General features: G+C 45.2%; 15 protein-coding genes. 7 read left to right on the top strand and 8 right to left on the bottom strand.

Annotated elements, in window-relative coordinates; genetic code table 11:
- Nucleotides 1-29: 29 nt before the first annotated feature.
- Nucleotides 30-185, bottom strand: coding sequence for a hypothetical protein (locus tag FHS68_RS22665; RefSeq protein ID WP_167275320.1), 156 nt, complete (start codon nt 183-185; stop codon nt 30-32).
- Between the two features lie 443 nt (nt 186-628).
- Here FHS68_RS22665 and FHS68_RS22660 point away from each other — a divergent pair, with 443 nt between their 5' ends.
- The 3 genes from FHS68_RS22660 to FHS68_RS22650 all read left to right on the top strand — a co-directional run bounded on the left by FHS68_RS22660 (nt 629) and on the right by FHS68_RS22650 (nt 4902).
- Entirely contained in the window at nt 629-1870 is a 1242-nt protein-coding gene (locus FHS68_RS22660) for a hypothetical protein (protein ID WP_167275317.1), read from the top strand.
- 219 nt (nt 1871-2089) lie between these two features.
- Complete coding sequence (locus FHS68_RS22655) at nt 2090-2908, top strand: carbonic anhydrase family protein (protein WP_167275315.1); 819 nt, start codon at nt 2090-2092, stop codon at nt 2906-2908.
- Complete coding sequence (locus tag FHS68_RS22650) at nt 2899-4902, top strand: outer membrane protein assembly factor BamD (RefSeq protein ID WP_167275312.1); 2004 nt, start codon at nt 2899-2901, stop codon at nt 4900-4902. The genes FHS68_RS22655 and FHS68_RS22650 overlap by 10 nt, the downstream gene beginning before the upstream one ends.
- Before the next feature lie 106 nt (nt 4903-5008).
- Here FHS68_RS22650 and msrA read toward each other — a convergent pair whose 3' ends face one another.
- Both msrA and FHS68_RS22640 read right to left on the bottom strand, forming a co-directional pair.
- Nucleotides 5009-5500: a peptide-methionine (S)-S-oxide reductase MsrA gene (gene msrA, locus FHS68_RS22645; RefSeq protein WP_167275310.1), complete on the bottom strand. Its 492-nt coding sequence runs from the start codon at nt 5498-5500 to the stop codon at nt 5009-5011.
- Nucleotides 5501-5838: 338 nt separating this feature from the next.
- Nucleotides 5839-6246, bottom strand: a complete 408-nt coding sequence (locus FHS68_RS22640) for a Dabb family protein (RefSeq protein WP_167275307.1) — start codon at nt 6244-6246, stop codon at nt 5839-5841.
- A 135-nt stretch (nt 6247-6381) separates the two neighbouring features.
- Between FHS68_RS22640 and FHS68_RS22635 the strand changes: the two genes are divergently transcribed.
- The 3 genes from FHS68_RS22635 to FHS68_RS22625 all read left to right on the top strand — a co-directional run bounded on the left by FHS68_RS22635 (nt 6382) and on the right by FHS68_RS22625 (nt 10606).
- Complete coding sequence (locus tag FHS68_RS22635; protein WP_167275304.1) at nt 6382-7950, top strand: hypothetical protein; 1569 nt, start codon at nt 6382-6384, stop codon at nt 7948-7950.
- Between the two features lie 98 nt (nt 7951-8048).
- On the top strand, nt 8049-9848 hold the full coding sequence (locus tag FHS68_RS22630; RefSeq protein WP_167275302.1) for an Ig-like domain-containing protein: 1800 nt from the start codon (nt 8049-8051) through the stop codon (nt 9846-9848).
- Between the two features lie 167 nt (nt 9849-10015).
- Nucleotides 10016-10606: a hypothetical protein gene (locus tag FHS68_RS22625; protein WP_167275299.1), complete on the top strand. Its 591-nt coding sequence runs from the start codon at nt 10016-10018 to the stop codon at nt 10604-10606.
- A gap of 110 nt (nt 10607-10716) precedes the next feature.
- On the opposite strand, the gene FHS68_RS22620 is transcribed toward FHS68_RS22625, so the two are convergent.
- From FHS68_RS22620 to FHS68_RS22610, 3 genes are all read right to left on the bottom strand, one after another.
- The gene (locus tag FHS68_RS22620; protein WP_167275296.1) at nt 10717-11592 is read right to left on the bottom strand and encodes a T9SS type A sorting domain-containing protein; all 876 of its coding nucleotides are present in this window, start codon (nt 11590-11592) and stop codon (nt 10717-10719) included.
- Between the two features lie 11 nt (nt 11593-11603).
- Nucleotides 11604-12143 carry a type VI secretion system tube protein Hcp gene (locus FHS68_RS22615; RefSeq protein WP_167275295.1) on the bottom strand — a complete coding sequence of 180 codons (540 nt, stop codon included), beginning with the start codon at nt 12141-12143 and terminating at the stop codon, nt 11604-11606.
- Nucleotides 12144-12377: 234 nt separating this feature from the next.
- Nucleotides 12378-12959, bottom strand: coding sequence for a class I SAM-dependent methyltransferase (locus FHS68_RS22610; protein ID WP_167275292.1), 582 nt, complete (start codon nt 12957-12959; stop codon nt 12378-12380).
- 187 nt (nt 12960-13146) lie between these two features.
- On the opposite strand from FHS68_RS22610, the gene FHS68_RS22605 reads away from it, so the two are divergent.
- On the top strand, nt 13147-14784 hold the full coding sequence (locus tag FHS68_RS22605; RefSeq protein WP_167275290.1) for an ABC-F family ATP-binding cassette domain-containing protein: 1638 nt from the start codon (nt 13147-13149) through the stop codon (nt 14782-14784).
- Between the two features lie 210 nt (nt 14785-14994).
- On the opposite strand, the gene FHS68_RS22600 is transcribed toward FHS68_RS22605, so the two are convergent.
- Entirely contained in the window at nt 14995-17235 is a 2241-nt protein-coding gene (locus FHS68_RS22600; RefSeq protein ID WP_167275287.1) for a response regulator, read from the bottom strand.
- 16 nt (nt 17236-17251) lie between these two features.
- Nucleotides 17252-17851, bottom strand: a complete 600-nt coding sequence (locus FHS68_RS22595; RefSeq protein WP_208408404.1) for a DUF6436 domain-containing protein — start codon at nt 17849-17851, stop codon at nt 17252-17254.
- Nucleotides 17852-18007 lie beyond the last annotated feature (156 nt).

Raw genomic sequence — 18007 nt, 5'->3', positions numbered from 1 at the left:
TAATTTCTCAGGCTGTTTGTTTTCAGGTTTTAGGCAGAGAACTTCTCAATGCCTTTCATTTTTGTCAGGTCCATTCTCGCATTGGATGCCGGTTGGAAAAATCCTTTTTGTCCGTGGGAGCTTAGCGCGTGGACACTGAGTATCGTCGCAATGACAATAAGCCTGTGGTAGAATTTGAATTTCATGCAGTAGAGTTGTTGAATAGATGAAAAATTAAAAGTTGAGTAGGCACTATCAGTACCTTATGAGCTGACAAAGGTCCATGGCACGCAAATGTGCACATTAGCACAGAGGTTAAGGACGTCTTTTTCTGGTAAATGATAGCAAGCCTATGCGAATTTGCCCACTTTTCCGAATAAATGCTACTGGTTTTACTATATTTTACCTAATAATAACAATAGAATGCGGCAAAATAGGAATTTGGGAGCTGCGTTGTAGAACTTGTACAACTGATTCTATGAGCCCAAACGTAAATTGCTATACGCCATCTGGATAGTAGCTATGGAATGCGCGATCAGAACCTAACTATAAAAAAAACGCACTTGCCTTGGATAATACATTTTTAAATCATTTACTTTGTAATTCAAAGTACTTTTAAAAACACTAACTTACATTACTCCAGTGCATTATGAAAGACGACATTTTAGCCAACCTCGACAATCCCCGGCAGCTCGAAAGGTTGTACCGGGCAGACAAGCCCACTTTTAAGCGCACATTCAAAGCTTTGTATCCCGAACTGACAGATAAAACGCTCATGCGTTTTTGGGATGAGCGATTGAATTTCGGCAGTGAAGAAATTTCCTGGGGCACCAGTAAAGACATGGTATTTGTGATCATTGCTTCTATCGTAGCAGGAATTATCGTAAAGCTGCCGGTAATGCTTAGTATCGACGAACAGTTTTTCTTTACCCGAAATGTCGGGTTTGTTATTTTTCCGGTACTATCGGCCTATTTTGCCTGGAAGAATAAGCTGTCCATTGGTAAAATCGGCTTTATTGCTGGTGCAATGGTCGTCGGATTGGTTTTTATCAATTCCCTTCCTGATGTCAAAGAGAGCGATACGCTGGTTTTGTCGTGCATTCATCTGGGCCTTTTTCTGTGGGCGGTATTGGGTTTTGCTTTTGTTGGTGGGCGAAATAACATCGAGAAGCGGCTTGGCTATTTAAGGTACAACGGCGATCTGATCGTTATGACTGGACTCATCTTGATAGCAGGAGGAATTATGTCTGCGCTAACTGTTAACCTTTTCGATCTGATTGGCCTTAAGATCAATGAGTTTTATTTTAAATATGTTGGGATTTTTGGCCTTGCCGCTGCACCAATCGTTGGCACGTACCTCACTCAGACCAATCCGCAACTGGTAGGGAAGGTTTCACCGGTAATTGCGAGGATTTTTGGTCCGCTGGTATTGGTAATGCTTGTGATTTATCTTGTAGCAATCGTTTATTCAGGCAAAGATCCTTATAACGACCGGGAGTTCTTATTGATTTTCAATGCATTACTCATTGGTGTAATGGCTATTATCTTCTTTTCTGTGGCTGAAACTTCCAAGGCAACGAAAATCCAGGCGGAGACATGGGTTCTTTTGCTGCTGTCTGCTGTAACCGTCGTTGTGAACGGCATTGCATTGTCTGCCATTTTGTTCCGGATCTCGGAGTGGGGTATTACGCCGAACCGGGCCGCGGTACTGGGCAGTAATGTCTTAATTTTAATCAATCTGCTCCTTGTAACCGCGCAGCTTTTCAGGGTTTTGTCAAAGAAAGCAGATATATCCGGAGTCGGAAAAACCATGGCCAACTACCTGCCGGTTTACGTCATATGGACGATTATCGTGACATTTATTTTCCCATTGGTGTTTGGGTTTAGGTAGAATATTGAGATAATTTCCAGAGCGTATTTTACAAAAAAGGACTTGTAAGTTTGCCTTGCAAGTCCTTTTTTTATATTAAAAGCCGCCGCCCCGCAACGATTTGCCTGACCAAAAAATAGTTTTCCAAAAAAATTTTAAGGAAATTGAAGATTGTGATGTGCCTGGGGAAATGAAATGCCCGGTGAAGAAGGAACGTTAAAAGTATAATACTCAACGATTATGCGCGAAAATATTGACAAAAAGGAGGTCGACATGACTGAATTCGAACCGGTCCGTAGGTCTGGCAAACGTGACCAGCCCGTATCATTGGGTATACCCATTCTACTTTTTTTAATTTTTGGTCTGCTCCTGTCCGGGATGTTTGGGCTGATTGCGCTTTTCCCTCTGGGAATTGCGGCATTGCTGCTTTTCTGGTTCTGGGAACGGGTTGTGAGACTTCCAATATTTTTTTACGCAGTCTTTTTTTTACTGGTTGGATTCATGGCCTGGAATTTTTTGTCCAGCGGCCCGGTGTTTCCAAATCCCATTGCATCGTGGATCTACAAAAACACAGGCCTGGATATGCGGCATACGGAGCAAACCGTGGTGGTTTCAGATGATGACCTGCAACCCGCCCCAGCACAGCAATCCCCGGCTCCAACAGATACTCTGACCATGGAGCCCGAGCAGGTTAACCCGGTTAACGAACAGGCTCCCGCTCCCGAAAAGCAAGATGAAACAGCCGCAGAACCTGCAAAAGAAATAGCAGTAACGCCCGTAAGCACTGATTCGAAAGCTTTTGATGCTTTTTTAAGCAAAGGGTTGAAAGCCGTTGAAGACGAGCAATATGACGTGGCCAATCAAAACTTCAAAAGTGCTTTCAAAGCCAGTCCCGGCAACCCCAGATTGAAAGAACTGGCTGCAGAATTTAAAAAGACGGGGGACGAGAAATGCCAGGATTTTAAGAGTGCCAATGCCAAAGAACTGATGCACATCCCAAACAATTACTATCAATACTCAGCCTCACTCACTCAAACAGTTCCCTTGAAATGCGATTAAACATTTACCTGACTTTCCTGTTGCTATGTTCAACTGTCGGATTGGCATGGTCTCAGGAAAAATTTCCGAGAAAAGAGCTTTACTCGGTATGGATGATTGCGGAGGAAAAACTCGACGCGGGGCAGTTCAAAGAGGCGGCGGCACTGTACAAGTCTTATCCCAAAGATTCCAGTTTTATGCTAAGGACCAGGCAGCTCAATGTGATCGGTGAAATTGTAAAAGAAGCGGAAAGGCTTTATAAAAAGGAACAATACGCGGAGGCGCTGGACAAATACAAAGAATATCGAAAATTAAGGGACATTGGAACGCTTAGGTATTTTGAGGATAAAATTGAAGACTGCCTGAACCAGATCAACAAAGGAAATCTCAATGAATTAACAGCGCAGCAGCGTGTCATCACCGGCTTTGAATTTGCACACCGGGGACGTGAAAAGCTCAGCAAACTGGATACCACCGGTGCAAAAAGTGACTTCAACAACGCGAAGGAGCTTGGAGGAAACAGAAACAGCATTCTCAGGGAGCAATACCTGGAGGGTTTGAGGGTTGCTGATGAACTTGGCAAGTGGGGGAACAAAAATTGGGGTAGTGCCATCAAAAACCTCCCCCCGAACGAAGAACTCAAAGCGCTTGAAACCTATCGGAGCATCAGAAATATTGACATTCCGGAGGTTGAGACCAGAATTAGAGAATTGCAGAGCAGTGTAGATGGTAAGGCAACCATTTCCGACATTGCTAAGCTTTGCGATATCGATCTGTTGATCAGGCATGTTGAAACCAATAAGTCCAGCATTAAAACATCCGATTTTTTACTCGGCCGGTTGAAAGAGTTCAAGAGTACCCGACAAAAAATTGATATCCTTAAAAAGAACAAAACCAATACAGAGACGGTACGAAGCGCTTATTCAAGTCTGATCGCCTGGACGGATGATCTTCCTAATGACATCCGGGCGAGTATGAAAGGCTGCATCCAAAATGAATATGCCGGATATGTGGCCAACCTGCCTACACCTGCACCTGTGCAATCAGGCAGCCCAAATTGTGAAGGTTTGGAAAGCTTTACGAAGGGGATCACATTGGTACGAAGGGAGCTTGCGAATTGCGACATTGTCCGGTCGAAGCAATTGTGGAAGGAAACGGTCTCTTTTCTTAAAGGCTGCAGCAATGCTTCTGCAATGTTGAGAGCGCATGCGAGTCTGAGTGATTCCATACGTACGTTCGCCAAAAGCGATAGTCTGCTGATTATTTATCGGGGCGAGATTGAGGAATTTGCCAAAACGGATGAATGTGCCAAGATCCTGGATACATACCAGGATATGAAGTCACTGAAAACCTGCAACCCGGAGGCGCTTGAAGCAGAAATAAACGGCGGTTTGGAACAGACAAGAAAATGTCAGAAAGAAAGCTGGTTCAGACCGCAGATCGTTGGAAGCATTGCAGGTGTTATGCCCAACTACATGATCGGGGAGACCAAAAAGGAGATGGCGACAGGCTGGATGGCTTCGGGTGGAATCGCGCTATCTTACATTGATCATAAGAATATCGCCGAATTTCTGGCCGGTGTTGAATACTTTAAAACCAATTATTACTCCACCGCACCCTCCTCCGAGTCTGTCCAGGAAGATTTCAAGATAACCGGATTAAATGCGTTTCTGGGCATAAAACTCCATCTCCCAAATACGAATCCAAGCAAACTTCGGCCCTATCTCCGATTTGGTCCAGAATTACAGATCCCGCTTTCTTACCAATATGAAAACTATGAAACGTTCGCCGAAAGCGGCGATCTAGACCAGCTGCAGAAATCGGTATTGCTTTTGTCCGGAGGTTTAGGGATTGAGATTCAAAAAGAACGGTTTGGAGCTTTTCTGGAAGCCTTCGGAGCCTCGGGTTTAGGCAATATCTACAATTCCAAAGTGTCGCACCTTACTACAACTAAGGAAAAGGTTGAGGGCGGATTGAATAAATTTGGGATTAAGATTGGATTTCGCTTTTGGTAATATGCGCTGACTGGGCAGTTGAGAAAGAAACTTACTGACTTGTCCCACATCCACCAAGACCCTTTCTTTCGGCTTCATAAACTGTTTCATATTCTCCTGAACAGCATTAACTCAGCTTCCAGCTTGGTCTTTCAAAATGGCAGGTATATCCGCCGGGATGTTTTTGCAGATAATCTTGGTGCTCAACTTCTGCATTCCAAAAGTCTGTTGCAGGGACCACTTCTGTGACGATTTTGCCTGGCCATACTCCGGAGGCTTCCATTTCTGCGATCAATGTATTGGCGACCTCGTGCTGGGTTTCGTCCAGATAAAAAATGGCAGAACGGTACGAAGCTCCAATGTCGTTTCCTTGCCGGTTTCTCGTCGTGGGATCGTGGATCTGGAAGAAATATTCAAGAAGTCCTCGATAAGTTAATTGTGCGGCGTCAAATGTGATCTCGATCCCTTCGGCGTGGTTTCCGTGGTTTCGGTAGGTCGCATTGGGAACTTCACCGCCGGTGTAACCTACCACTGTTGAAACGACACCAGGATAATGTCTGACCAGTTCTTCAACTCCCCAAAAACAACCACCTGCCAAAATGGCTTTCTCAGTATTCATAATGCTATTTTTTAGTTAATAAAGCTTCTGTACAATTTCCATGCCCTTGAAGATTCCAATACTTCATCAATATGTTTAGAATTTACCGGATAGGAGCGGTGGATGCGCATAAAAAACGGATAACAAAGGCTGGACCGCCTACAAATCAACTTTCAATTTTGAGGCCAGATCATGAAAATATTGAGTACCCCAGATATTCAAAAACACCGGCATCCTCCTGCATGATTTCTCGCAGTGCCTGTGTTGCTTCTTCCTTATTGGAAGGATTAAAACGAGTAAAACTAAAAGCGCCTGCAATGGTATCGATCCTCCGGGAATTGATTGTTCTTCCTTTGCCGCTACACGTCGATCGCGTCATAAACGATCACCTTGTCCCACAATGCACTGCAATCCTTGATGAACTGCTGGTGAATGGGATGATCCTGGTAGCTGGCCTGACCTGCGAGATTTTCAAAAAACATCAGTTCGGATACCCCCCAGGAATTGTCGACGACATCGCGTTTTTCGGTACTGGCTACCACGCCGATGCGAAGTTCCTTGATCGCTTCAATTTTTCGCAACGTTTTCAGCCCTTCAATAATCCGGTCACGATCTTTGACTGAATCGGGATTTTTAAGCCAAAAAAATACGTGGTGGACCAACGGATATTTGTCTTTCTGAATGTCGGTTGAAGATGCCATTGCAGTAGCACTTCCTGCTGCCAGTGCAACGGAGCCTGCGATAAATTTACGACGGGAGTTGTTCATGCCTTTGAGTTGTATATCGTTCCTGACCAAGTTAGCTAACTTATTTAATTACTGAAAGGATCGTGCATTTTTAGCCACTGAGTAGCGGGCAACACAATCCTGCTTTTTGAAAATAGTGATGAAATGCTAAACCTTATGATAAAGAATAGGTTCCTGACATTCCTTTTTCTAATCTGTGCCTTTGTCGCTGAGGGACAAAACGAAGGCACGGTAAAAAATGCAGTATCCAAAGCTGCTGAATTTGCTCGATACAGTGATTTCGGTGCCAAAGGTGATGGCAAAACCAATGATATCGACGCCATCGCCGCGACCCACGCATTTGCTAATTTGAACAATCTTCTGGTAAAAGCCGATGATGGAGCTACCTACTATATCGGAGGGAAAGATCGCACAGTGATCGTCCAAACTGATACTGATTTTGGTAAAGCTGCATTCATCATTGATGATACAGAAGTGCAGAATCGCAATGCTTCTGTTTTCACGATCAGTTCAGGCCTTAAACCGTTCAAACTGGAAAAGATCGCTTCACTGAAAAGGAACCAGGAAAAGATAGATGCGTCTTTACCCGGGCCCTGTCTCATTACCGTTACAAATTCCAACGTAAAGCAATATATCCGGTTTGGGCTCAACCAAAACAATGGATCTTCGCAAACTGATATCTTCGTGGTCGACAAAAATGGCAATGTTGATAAGAATGCTCCAATCATCTGGGATTTCGACCAGATCACGGACATCACCGCGCTTCCCATAGACGAGAAACCGCTGAAAATTTCCGGAGGGCGTTTCACGACCATTGCCAATAAAGCGGAATCGAAATATACTTATTATAGTAGAAATATCGCGATCAGGCGGTCCAATGTGCTTGTCGAAGGGCTGGAACACCGCATTACGGGCGAGGAAGACCATGGCGCACCTTATGGAGGTTTTATCAACATTGGTGATTGCTCCTATGTGACAATCAAAAATACTATACTGACTGGCCACCGGACATATACCACCATTGGAGCGGCAGATAAGCCCGTCACAATGGGCACTTATGACCTTTCCGCCAACCGGGCACTCAATGTATCCTTCATCCATTGCACCCAGACCAATGACATCAACGACAATAAGTACTGGGGCATTTTAGGTTCTAATTTTTGCAAAAACCTACTTTACGACCATTGCACCCTTTCCCGTTTCGACGCCCACCAGGGCGTTGCCAATGCCACCATTCGCAACTCAACCCTAGGCCACATGGGCATCAACGCCATCGGCAGCGGAAAGTTATTAGTGGAAAATTCGTGGATCCGTGGCAAAACCATTATAAACCTACGCTCCGACTACGGCAGTACCTGGCAAGGAGAAGTGGTGATCCGGAACTGCGTTTTCGTACCAGCAGACGGCAAACCAATCAGCGCAGCCCTGATCGGCGGCTCCAATTCAGGTCAGCACGATTTCGGCTATACTTGCTATATGCCGGAAAAAATTACCATTGAAAATCTCCGTATCGACGACTCCCAACATCCGGAAAATTACCAGGGCCCTGCCATTTTCGCCAATTTCAATCCGGAAATGAAAGATGAATCTTACAACGAGAATTTCCCTTATGTAAAGACGAAGGATGTGATCCTTAGTAATATAACTACTGCAAGTGGAAAGGCGGTGAGGGTTAGTGACAATGCTTTTATGTTTAGGGATGTGAAGGTTAATACGGGCAAATGAGCCGGTTTACCAAAAGCCTGGATTATATATCATCTAAATTGTCCCGGAAATTGGGCCTGTTGCGACGAGCAAGATTCTAACAGCTAATTAATATTGATATGAAAAAACTTTCTATGCTCAAAGACAGCAAATGGTTAGTTGCGGTCTTCTTCTTTACAATATCGGTGCTTCAAATTAAGCCATGCCAGGCGCAAAAGGCTCCTCCTTTATCATGCGCATCGACCACGAAATATCAAAAAGAGCATCTTTCGGCATTGGATAAAAAAATTTTTGACGACAATGAGAAACGGTTAAAGGCTTATATCGCCTCATCAGCTGCCGCCCGTCGTGCTGACGCATCCACCGATCCGATTTATACCATTCCTGTGGTTGTGCACGTGATCGAGCCATACGAGCAAACCCTTTTGACAGACCAGCAGATCATTGATGGTATTGCTAAACTGAGTGATGCATTCAGAAACCGTCTCCCCGACTCAGATGGGGCAGATATCCAGATTCGGTTTCAGCTTGCATCGAACGCGCCCGACTGTTCGCCTTCAACGGGGATTATCAGGATCGACCAGCGTAACAATGACATGTACCGAAACCATGGTGTTGGCGAATCGGGTGACCTGGGGATTTCTGCGACCGACATTTACGGGATGAGTTATTGGAATAATCTTGATTATTATAACATATGGGTTGTCAATTACATCGGGTTTACAGCAGCCATGGTTGGTTTTCCGACGGGAGGTTATTCTCCGTATGATGGCTGCATGATTCGCGCTGATTATTTTAACGGCAAAACCCTGGCCCATGAGCTGGGACACGCCCTTAATCTGTGGCATCCCTTCGCCAGGGGTATTGGTGAGGGTGACCTGGATTTAAATGAATGCCCGCTCAACGAAAATTGCGCCGAACAGGGTGATTGTATTTGCGATACGGAGCCAGCCAATCAAACCATTGCGTGGGCTTGTCCGGGAACCCTCGAATATGGTAATGCATGCAATAGTGGGGCACCGTTTGGAAACGTAATTAAAAACTTAATGAATTGGGGAAATGAATGTCTGACTCAATTCACGAACGACCAGCGCACCCGGATGCGGGCTGCATTAGAATTGCTAAGGCCCGGCCTGATCAACAGCAATAAATTGGACCCTTATGTCGAAGAGCAGATTATTCAAAAGGGCACTGCTGCCACGCTTACGGCAACAACCTGCAAAGGAGTTGTGCTGTGGTATGAAGCCTTTTCCGGGGGAAATTTTATTGGGCCGGGAAAGACCTTCACCACGCCCTTGCTGACTGAATCGAGGACCTACTATGCCGCATGTCTTCGCGTCGATTGCGGATCCTCGAACCGAGTACCCGCCGTGGTGACTGTGGCAGGTTCTCTGCCAGTTCAAATCATATCATTTGAAGCCAAGGTACTGGAACGCAACCTGGTTACATTGAAATGGGCTACTTCTTTTGAACAATCACATGATCATTTTGATGTGGAATCGGCCGGTGACGCGAAGTCCTTCCGAAAAGCCGGGCAGGTTTTCGCCCCGTTTCTGACGGCTTCCGGTAAGTCGGAATATCAGTTCACCGACAGGCCGGCATTGGACGCTGAACAGATATACTATCGCCTGAAACAGGTCGATAACGATGGCAGTTATGCCTATTCGAAAATCGTGTCGGTTCGTATTCCCAGGGTTAACCAGATAACGATCGGCCCGAATCCGGCAGAGAACCTGATCACCATTCATGGGGTCGTGGACAATTGGGAAGTGGAGGTGATTAGCGCCACAGGTGTTATGGTTCAGCGGGTAAAAAACAAGATTCACATTGATTCAAGACAACTGCCTGCCGGTCTGTACCTGGTGCGGGTGATATCGGAAAATGGAAATATAGTGACGAGGAAGATGGTGAAGAATTAGCGAAGACATTTACTGACCTGCCCTAGATCTACCAGGACTCTCCCCTTCGGAATCATGTACCGTTTCATACTATCTTGAAGATGCGCTTTTACGATGTAATGAAGCAGGGAGCCTTGTCGCAGGACAAGACAAATCGATGGTAGAAATTAGCCTCCACCCGAATCGCCATGCAAAGACTTCTTTTTAAAACGATCACTTTAATTTGCCTCTCTCAGGGTTTCTCGGGCAATGTTACATGCAATGCGCAGCGTCTTCACAAACATGAAATTCAAGTGAGCTACGGACCTTTGGCAAGGACACAGGTTATTGAAGATGCGCTTACCACCTATATTGGAGCTTTCGTAGGTGATCCACCTCCTAGAATGGACTTTTCAAACTTTTACGCAGCCACTTATCGCTACCAGGTGCATCGGCGACTGGCAATTAGTGTGACATCCGGTTTCACCAGTGGAAGCACATACAAAATCGATTACTCGCACACTAAAAGCTTTTATAGGCACAGTAATAAAACAACGGCTTTTGAGACAAAATTCAGCTATGTCGACGGCCGGATGATTTCGCTTTACGCCATTACCGGGCTCGGATTACATATTACCCGGGTAAAAAATCAAGTAATAAATGAGGCGAAAACGTATCCCTTGCTAACATGCCAACTTACTCCTTTTGGTATCCGGATCGGCAGGCAATTCGGAGGTTTTGCCGAAATCGGTTATGGATATAAAGGGATAGTCAATTTTGGGATAAGTGCAAGATTTTGATCCCCACCGAGGAAAAATAATCTTCTTATTCAACAACAGGTTAAGGCGAAGCCGCCTCTTAGGATTTGAGGCGGCTTCTCATTTGATTTACAAAATGCCGAGGACGAAGCCTAGTAAATGATGAAAGGAACCGTAGTGGTTTCGGGCCCATTGGAAACCCTTAGGATATACATTCCCCTAGTGAGTGCAGGCAGTTTCGGCAGTGGGAATGACCGGGCTTTTTCAACCTTGAAAACATTGTCTGAATAAAGCACTGAACCCTTTACATCCGTCAGCTGTATTGAAAACCTCCCTGCATTTTCAGAACCTTCCAGCTGAAACCTGATCTTGTCCGGCGTACCAGGGTTGGGATAGGCCAGGATCGACAGTGCAATCCGCGCTCCCTTCACAGAAATGATCCTTGAGTAAGTGGATGTCCCATCGTAGTCGACTTGCCTTAGCCGGTAGTAAGTTACCTCCGCCCAGCGGTTCAGATCCTGGAAATGATATTTGCTACCTGTATTTCCCGCTCCATCCACAACCCCAGCCATTTCAAATCCACGTTGTGGATCTAATGATCTTTCTACTTCAAACCTCTGGTTATTCGTTTCTTCGCTTGTCTCCCAGTTGAGAAGTACCGTTGTAGTATCCTGGCGGGAGCCGCTAAAACTGATCAGGGTAACAGGCAAACCGCCTTCTCCTTTGCAAAGGTAGTCGCCGCAGGGCTCTGTAGCCATGGCCCTCAATGCCTTTTGCTGGTCCATCCATCGCTTACCCGCACCGGCTACAAGGTTAGTCCGGTAGTAGCCGGGTTCAAAGCTACGCGCGGATCCGGAACCGGGACCGGGTCCAAGACCGCGCCGCATCTCTGTTCGATCCGCAACGACGAGCAATGACCCTGTCTCTGTTACGCCTTTCGACAACCCTGTTGACCTTTGCGCTTTGGCAGGCAAAAAATGCAATAGAATCAGCGAACCAATTTGCAGAAGTGTATAAAACTTCATCATGGTCATCATGATTAAAACGAAGCGCTATTTGTTCTCAAATCCCACTTATATTCGGACGGCGGAGACGTTTTGTAGTTTGTAGCGCGCATCTTCCTAAAGTTTACTGAGAAGCTTTCGGCTACGGTTGTGCAACCTCCATCGCAGAGTCCCGCGGATCCCAGATGGTCGGTAAATATATAAGCGCCAAGCTCGACTTTATAGACCAATCTCTCTTCAGCCCCTTCACCTTCATAGAATCTAAATTCCATCACCTGCCCATTTTCCCCGGAGGCTAACATTTGCATAAGTCGCATACTGGCGGCATCAATGCTTTTTGTAAAAATGGCATCTTTGTACTCTGCTTTACCGGCGCCTAGGCCACCACCTGTCACCGCAGTTCCCACCAGCTTTATTTCGTATTCCAAAGTCGCAATTTTAACCTCATCCTCATGGGCGCCGGTACCTTTGCCATTGGTGACCTGCTGCATAAACAGATAAATCCCCTGGGCACTTACGGCAGTGTAACCAATAGAAAGCAGCACAATAGCAAAAAGTAGTTTTAAAGTTTTCATACGTTTTTTGAGTTTTTGGATTGTTCTGTACAAACCTATCCGTACAGGAGTGAAAAGGCTGTCGTTTTTGTCCCAAATACTATCGCATTTGTAACAGGCTAAAAAAACTCGGTTATGGAATGGTTCAAATGGGGAATTCCCTACAGATCAGCAAAGTGGGCCGTGGCAGGATGGGAGAAACTGGCAGGTAAAATTGGGATAAGCAGATGTGATCTTTGGTGTAGAATTCAGGCTTTAAAGCTTAACAGCATGATAATAATGATTTTCTCCCTCATCTTCGAATTCCTCGATAAGCGAAAGTCCAGATCCAGCTAGTAACTCTTTGTATTTCTCCGCTCCGAGAGATATAGATTCTATTGCTGTAATCGCATCTTCCCATTTCATTCTTTGAGATGGTGCCGTAAACAATAGTTTCCCGCCTGTGGACAGCGCATTTGCCATTTTTTGAATCACAACTTCCTGTGTTTCTACGGGCAGAAGGAATAAAAGCCCCCAGGCAATTATGGCATCGAACTGCCTATTGAAAAATGAGGAATCTTCTGCGGCTTCACAAGCGACGGGACTATTTGGGAAGTTCTGCTTGAAGATTTGAACCATCGAAGATGACGCATCAATTCCATAAACGGTCAAACCTTCATCTACCAATGCCATCGAAATGGGCAGGCCTATACCACAACCTATATCCAGCACTGTCGCATTTGGAGGTAGTGATCTTGCCCAGTGCCGAACTGATGGCGCGCCGATTCCATTGCTGCCCTTAGAGCGACAGCGAATGAATGTCGCCGCGTTGTCCTCGTATCCGTTTGATTTATCCATTTGCATTCAGATATACTGATAATGTCGTACGTAAGTTTATATATTTCAGTTAGTTACCTGCTTTAACGCATTTAGGTAGAACGCAGTATACTCACTTGGATACGTCGCTAAATAACAATTGGTTCAATGACATTTCTCGTTCTTTCAATCGTATCATCGTAGCTTTGCGGCTTCAAAAAATGAGAAGATGATTACAGTTGAAAATTTGGCCGTTGAATTTAGCGGTTCTGTCCTTTTTAGCGAAGTTTCCTTCGTGATTAATCCTACCGATAAAATTGCCTTGATGGGTAAAAATGGAGCGGGGAAATCCACCATGATGAAAATTATTGCTGGTGAACAAAAAGCCAATCGCGGCCATGTTCGTGCGCCCAAAGACGCTGTGATCGCTTATTTGCCGCAACATTTACTCACCGAAGATAACTGTACCGTTTTCGAGGAAGCGGCCAAAGCGTTCAAGCAGGTTTTTGAAATGCGTGTCGAAATGGAAAAACTCAATCTTGCGCTCGAAACCCGCACAGATTACGAGAGCGATGAATATATGGCGATCATCGAACAGGTGACCGAACTGGGTGACAAGTATTATCAATTGGAAGAAGTCAATTATGACGCGGAGGTTGAGAAAGCCTTGAAAGGATTAGGATTCAGGCCGGAAGATTTTCATCGGCAAACCAAGGAATTCAGTGGAGGATGGCGTATGCGCATTGAGCTTGCCAAAATACTATTGCAAAAGCCAGACCTTATTTTGCTGGATGAGCCTACAAACCATATTGACATTGAATCCGTGATGTGGCTGGAAGATTTTTTGGTGAATAAGTCGAATGCGGTGATGGTTATTTCTCACGACCGTGCCTTCATCGACAACATTACCAACCGGACGATTGAAGTAACCATGGGGCGGATTTTTGACTACAAAGCAAACTATTCACATTACCTGGTGTTGCGTGAGGAGCGTAGGTCACATCAGGTCAAGGCATACCAGGAACAGCAGAAAATGATTGCTGATAATATGCAATTTATCGAACGTTTCCGTGGTACATACTCCAAAACCAACCAGGTTTCCTCCCGCGAACGCATGCTAGAGAAACTGGAAATTATCGAAATTGATGAAATTGACAACTCAGCCCTAAAACTTCGTTTTCCCCCTTCGCCACGGTCTGGGGACTATCCGGTTACCGTGAAAGATGTGTCAAAATCCTACGGTGATCAGGTTGTGTTTAAAAATGCCAGCATGATCATTTCAAGAGGTGAAAAGGTATCGTTTGTGGGCCGGAATGGTGAGGGTAAATCCACGATGATCAAGGCTATTATGGGCCAGATAGGTGTTGACGGAACCTGCCAGCTTGGACACAATGTCAAGGTCGGCTATTTTGCCCAAAACCAAGCATCGTTATTGGATCCCAATCTGACTATATTTCAGACGGTGGACGAGGTCGCAGAAGGAGATGTAAGAACCCAGATCAAGAATATTTTGGGAGCCTTCATGTTTCAGGGCGAAGATATCGACAAGAAAGTAAGTGTATTGTCGGGTGGAGAAAAAACGCGGCTTGCCATGGTGAAGTTGCTTCTGGAACCTGTAAACCTGTTGATTTTGGATGAACCTACAAACCACCTGGATTTGAAGTCGAAAGATGTTTTGAAAGAAGCGCTCAGGAACTTCGACGGAACATTGGTGCTGGTCTCTCATGATCGTGATTTTTTACAAGGTTTATCCCAAAAAGTCTTTGAGTTCAAAGACAAACGTGTCATTGAGCATTTTGAGACGATTGATGCGTTTTTGGAGCGGAATAGGATGAAGAGTATAGCGGATCTTCAACTTGTGAAGTAGGGTTTCATAAGTTACTCTAAATAAATATGTTACTTCAAGGGCCGACTTTCAATTTTGCCGACAAATCATGAAAATACTGCGAACTCCAAATATCTAAAACACTGGCATTGGGTAGGATTGAAAAATTAGGCTCTATTTTGAGCAGCTAGAAATCGAGATCTTCGGAAAAACGATCCAGTCCCGCGTCGGACTACTGCGTTTGTAAAATTATCAAACCTGCTGGGACCATTTCCTGATCATACCCGTCAGTTCATCCAGTTTGATCGGTTTGCTGATATAATCATTCATGCCTGCATCGAGACATTGCTGCTGGGTACCTTCCATTGCATTGGCGGTGAGCGCGATAATAATGGGCTGGTTCACAACGGTTTTACGGATCAGGCGGGTTGCTTCCAGGCCATCCATGACTGGCATCTGCATATCCATCAGGATCAGATCATATTTTTTCAGGTTTGCTGCTTCCAGCGCTTCCTGGCCGTCTTTGACAACATCAGGCTGATAGCCCAGTTTTTGGAGGATCCGGACGATTACATGCTGGTTGATGACATTATCTTCGGCTACGAGTAAGTCAAAAGGGTAGGTGATTGAAAAGTCAGTTGAAAGCTTGTTTGAAACAACATCTGTTTTTGTCAGCGGTTTTGTTTGAAATGCATTCATGATGTGGTTGCTCAGGGCATGCTGGCGTATGGGTTTGGTAAGTATGGATGCAAAAAGCCGGCGATCCGGGTCTTTTAGCTCTTCACCAATGGAACTGAGCAGAATAATGGGCATTTGTGGGGCATAACGTTTGATGTTTTCTGCTAAGTTAACACCATCCATTTCCGGCATCTGCATGTCGGTCAGTACCAGGTCAAATCCATTATCTTCAAATAAAATCTCCATCGCTTTCGAACCAGATGACGCTAATACTGGCTGCAATTTCCAGCTTTCCATCTGCCGTTTCAAAATCGCCAGGTTAGTCGCATTGTCGTCAACAAGCAGGACTTTCTTTCCCTTATGTTCATCCAGATCCTGGCCGTAGTATGTGGGCAGAATTTTGGTACCCCTGCTGGTTTTTGTTGTAAAACTAAAAGTGGAGCCATGATCAACTTCGCTGGTCACGCTGATTTCTCCGCCCATCAGGTTTACCAGCTTCGAGGATATGGCAAGTCCCAACCCGGTGCCGCCGTATTTGCGGGTAGTAGAAGGGTCTACCTGTGAAAATGCTTTGAAAAGCCGGTCCAATTTGTCCTCGGGAATCCCAATTCCTGAGTCACGGACATCGAAACGTATTTGTAATTTCCCGTCCACACCAGCTTCCTCTTGCGTAACATACACACAGACCTCGCCGTGTTCAGTGAATTTCATTGCATTACCCACCAGATTGATCAATATCTGCCGCAGCCGCAATGAATCGCCCACGATTTGAACCGGAATCTTTTCATCTATCTGATAAATAAGGTCCAGACCGATCTGGGCAGCCTTGCTGCCAAAGATATCCAGCACGTCCTCGATATTCTGACGCAGGTTAAAATCCTCATTTTCAAGTTCCAGGCTTCCCGATTCTATTTTTGAAAAATCAAGGATATCATTGATTACGTTTATCAGCGTATCGCCGCACGTAGCAATGGTTTCAGTAAACATACGTTGCTCTTCATTTAGCGGCGTTTCCTGTAAAAGCGCTGCCATTCCGATAACCCCGTTCATCGGGGTGCGTATCTCGTGGCTCATGGTTGCCAGAAAAACGCTCTTGGCCTGGTTGGCCCTGTCCGCTTCCTGCCGCGCTTTGATCAACTCGGCATTGGTTGCCCTCAGGGTTTCGTTAGCCTTTCTTTGTATTTCCTCACTTTGTTTTCTTTCCTGGGAAAGCTGGGCTTCCTTTTGGAGCTCGGTCATTTGTACCATTTGGCTTATCTGTAATTCATAGGATCTGTTGAGCGTATAAGCCCAAAGCCCGCATATAAAGAAAATTGCAGCAGCCAATAAAATGTGAATGATAAAAGTCAGCAGATCGAAATATTCCAATGTTGTAAAATAGACTTCGGAGAGACCGGTATTTTGTAAATACCCAAATACGGCGTGATGAAGCAGTACCACGATCATCATCGGTACCTGCAGCTTCCATTTCTGAAAGGTGACCAGGACCGCACTGCCAATAAAAGCGAAGAAATGCATTTCAAACAATCCGTGCATCTGGTAAATAAACTGCGCCATGAAAATACCCAGTACCACACTGAGCACATATTGGTACAGGTCAGACCTGGGCAAGGCAAACTTGATGGAATAGTAGGCCAACAGCAAAATCCAACCAACACCGACGGCAATGGTCCACGTATCGTAAAATCCAGCCAAAGCCAGACCAACTAAAAAGTAGCCTGGCAGGAAGAAATTCATCAGACGATCCGATCTTTCCTTTATTTCCGATTGAAAGTTACCGACTGGATTATCCGGCAAAGCGGTAGTCCGATTCATATTTGGTTTGGAGCAGTTAATTTTTGCAAACAGGCATTGTACATCCGTAAGATTTCAATGCTTGTGCTGTGAGGGTTGGCAACGACTGGCTTTTCAATAGGCCGTTCAACGCAATTTTTGCGTATGCCGTCTTTTCTTCGGTGCAATATCGGCTTGCATTATAGTTTCCGCGGTAGTAGAGTTTCTGATCCTTATCGATCAAAGCTGCCTGCGGTGTTGAATATACGCCGCAGCGGGTCGCAATGGACTCATCAAATACCACCGGTATCTTTAACCCAAGTTTATCCTGTATTTCGTCGGCCGAATAAGCTTTGTCGGATAATACCACTACAACAAAGTGAACACTGTTTCCATAAGAGCGCACCAGTGATTGAAAGTGGCTCTTATTAAATCGGGAACAAGGGCATTCCGGATTATAGAAATGTAGAAAAACGGGTTTGTCACCGGTACTTTGGATCATTTTACCCAGATCAATTTTGGTACCGGGCGGCACATTCACGTAGTTTGCAGGAACAGGGGTGGGGAGCCGGTATTTCCAGTCATTATACCAAAAAAGCACCCCAACCGAAGATAGCAGCATCGTGAGCCATGCGATCACCAAACCCATTCTGATCATTGGAGAAGTTATGAGATGTCTATATAAAAATATTTTAAGAATCCTATCAAATTTACTCTAAAAAACTGGTAGAATAGGTTATTATTTCCGCAGCCGCCAACCGGCACCAGACAATTACCTGGTAAGATATTACATAAACTCTACCTCCATGGATGC

The sequence above is a fragment of the Dyadobacter arcticus genome (assembly GCF_011762185.1).
GTDB lineage: Bacteria > Bacteroidota > Bacteroidia > Cytophagales > Spirosomataceae > Dyadobacter > Dyadobacter arcticus.
The sequence above is the reverse complement of the archived record's forward strand: the minus strand, read 5'-3'. Positions and strand labels throughout refer to the sequence as shown.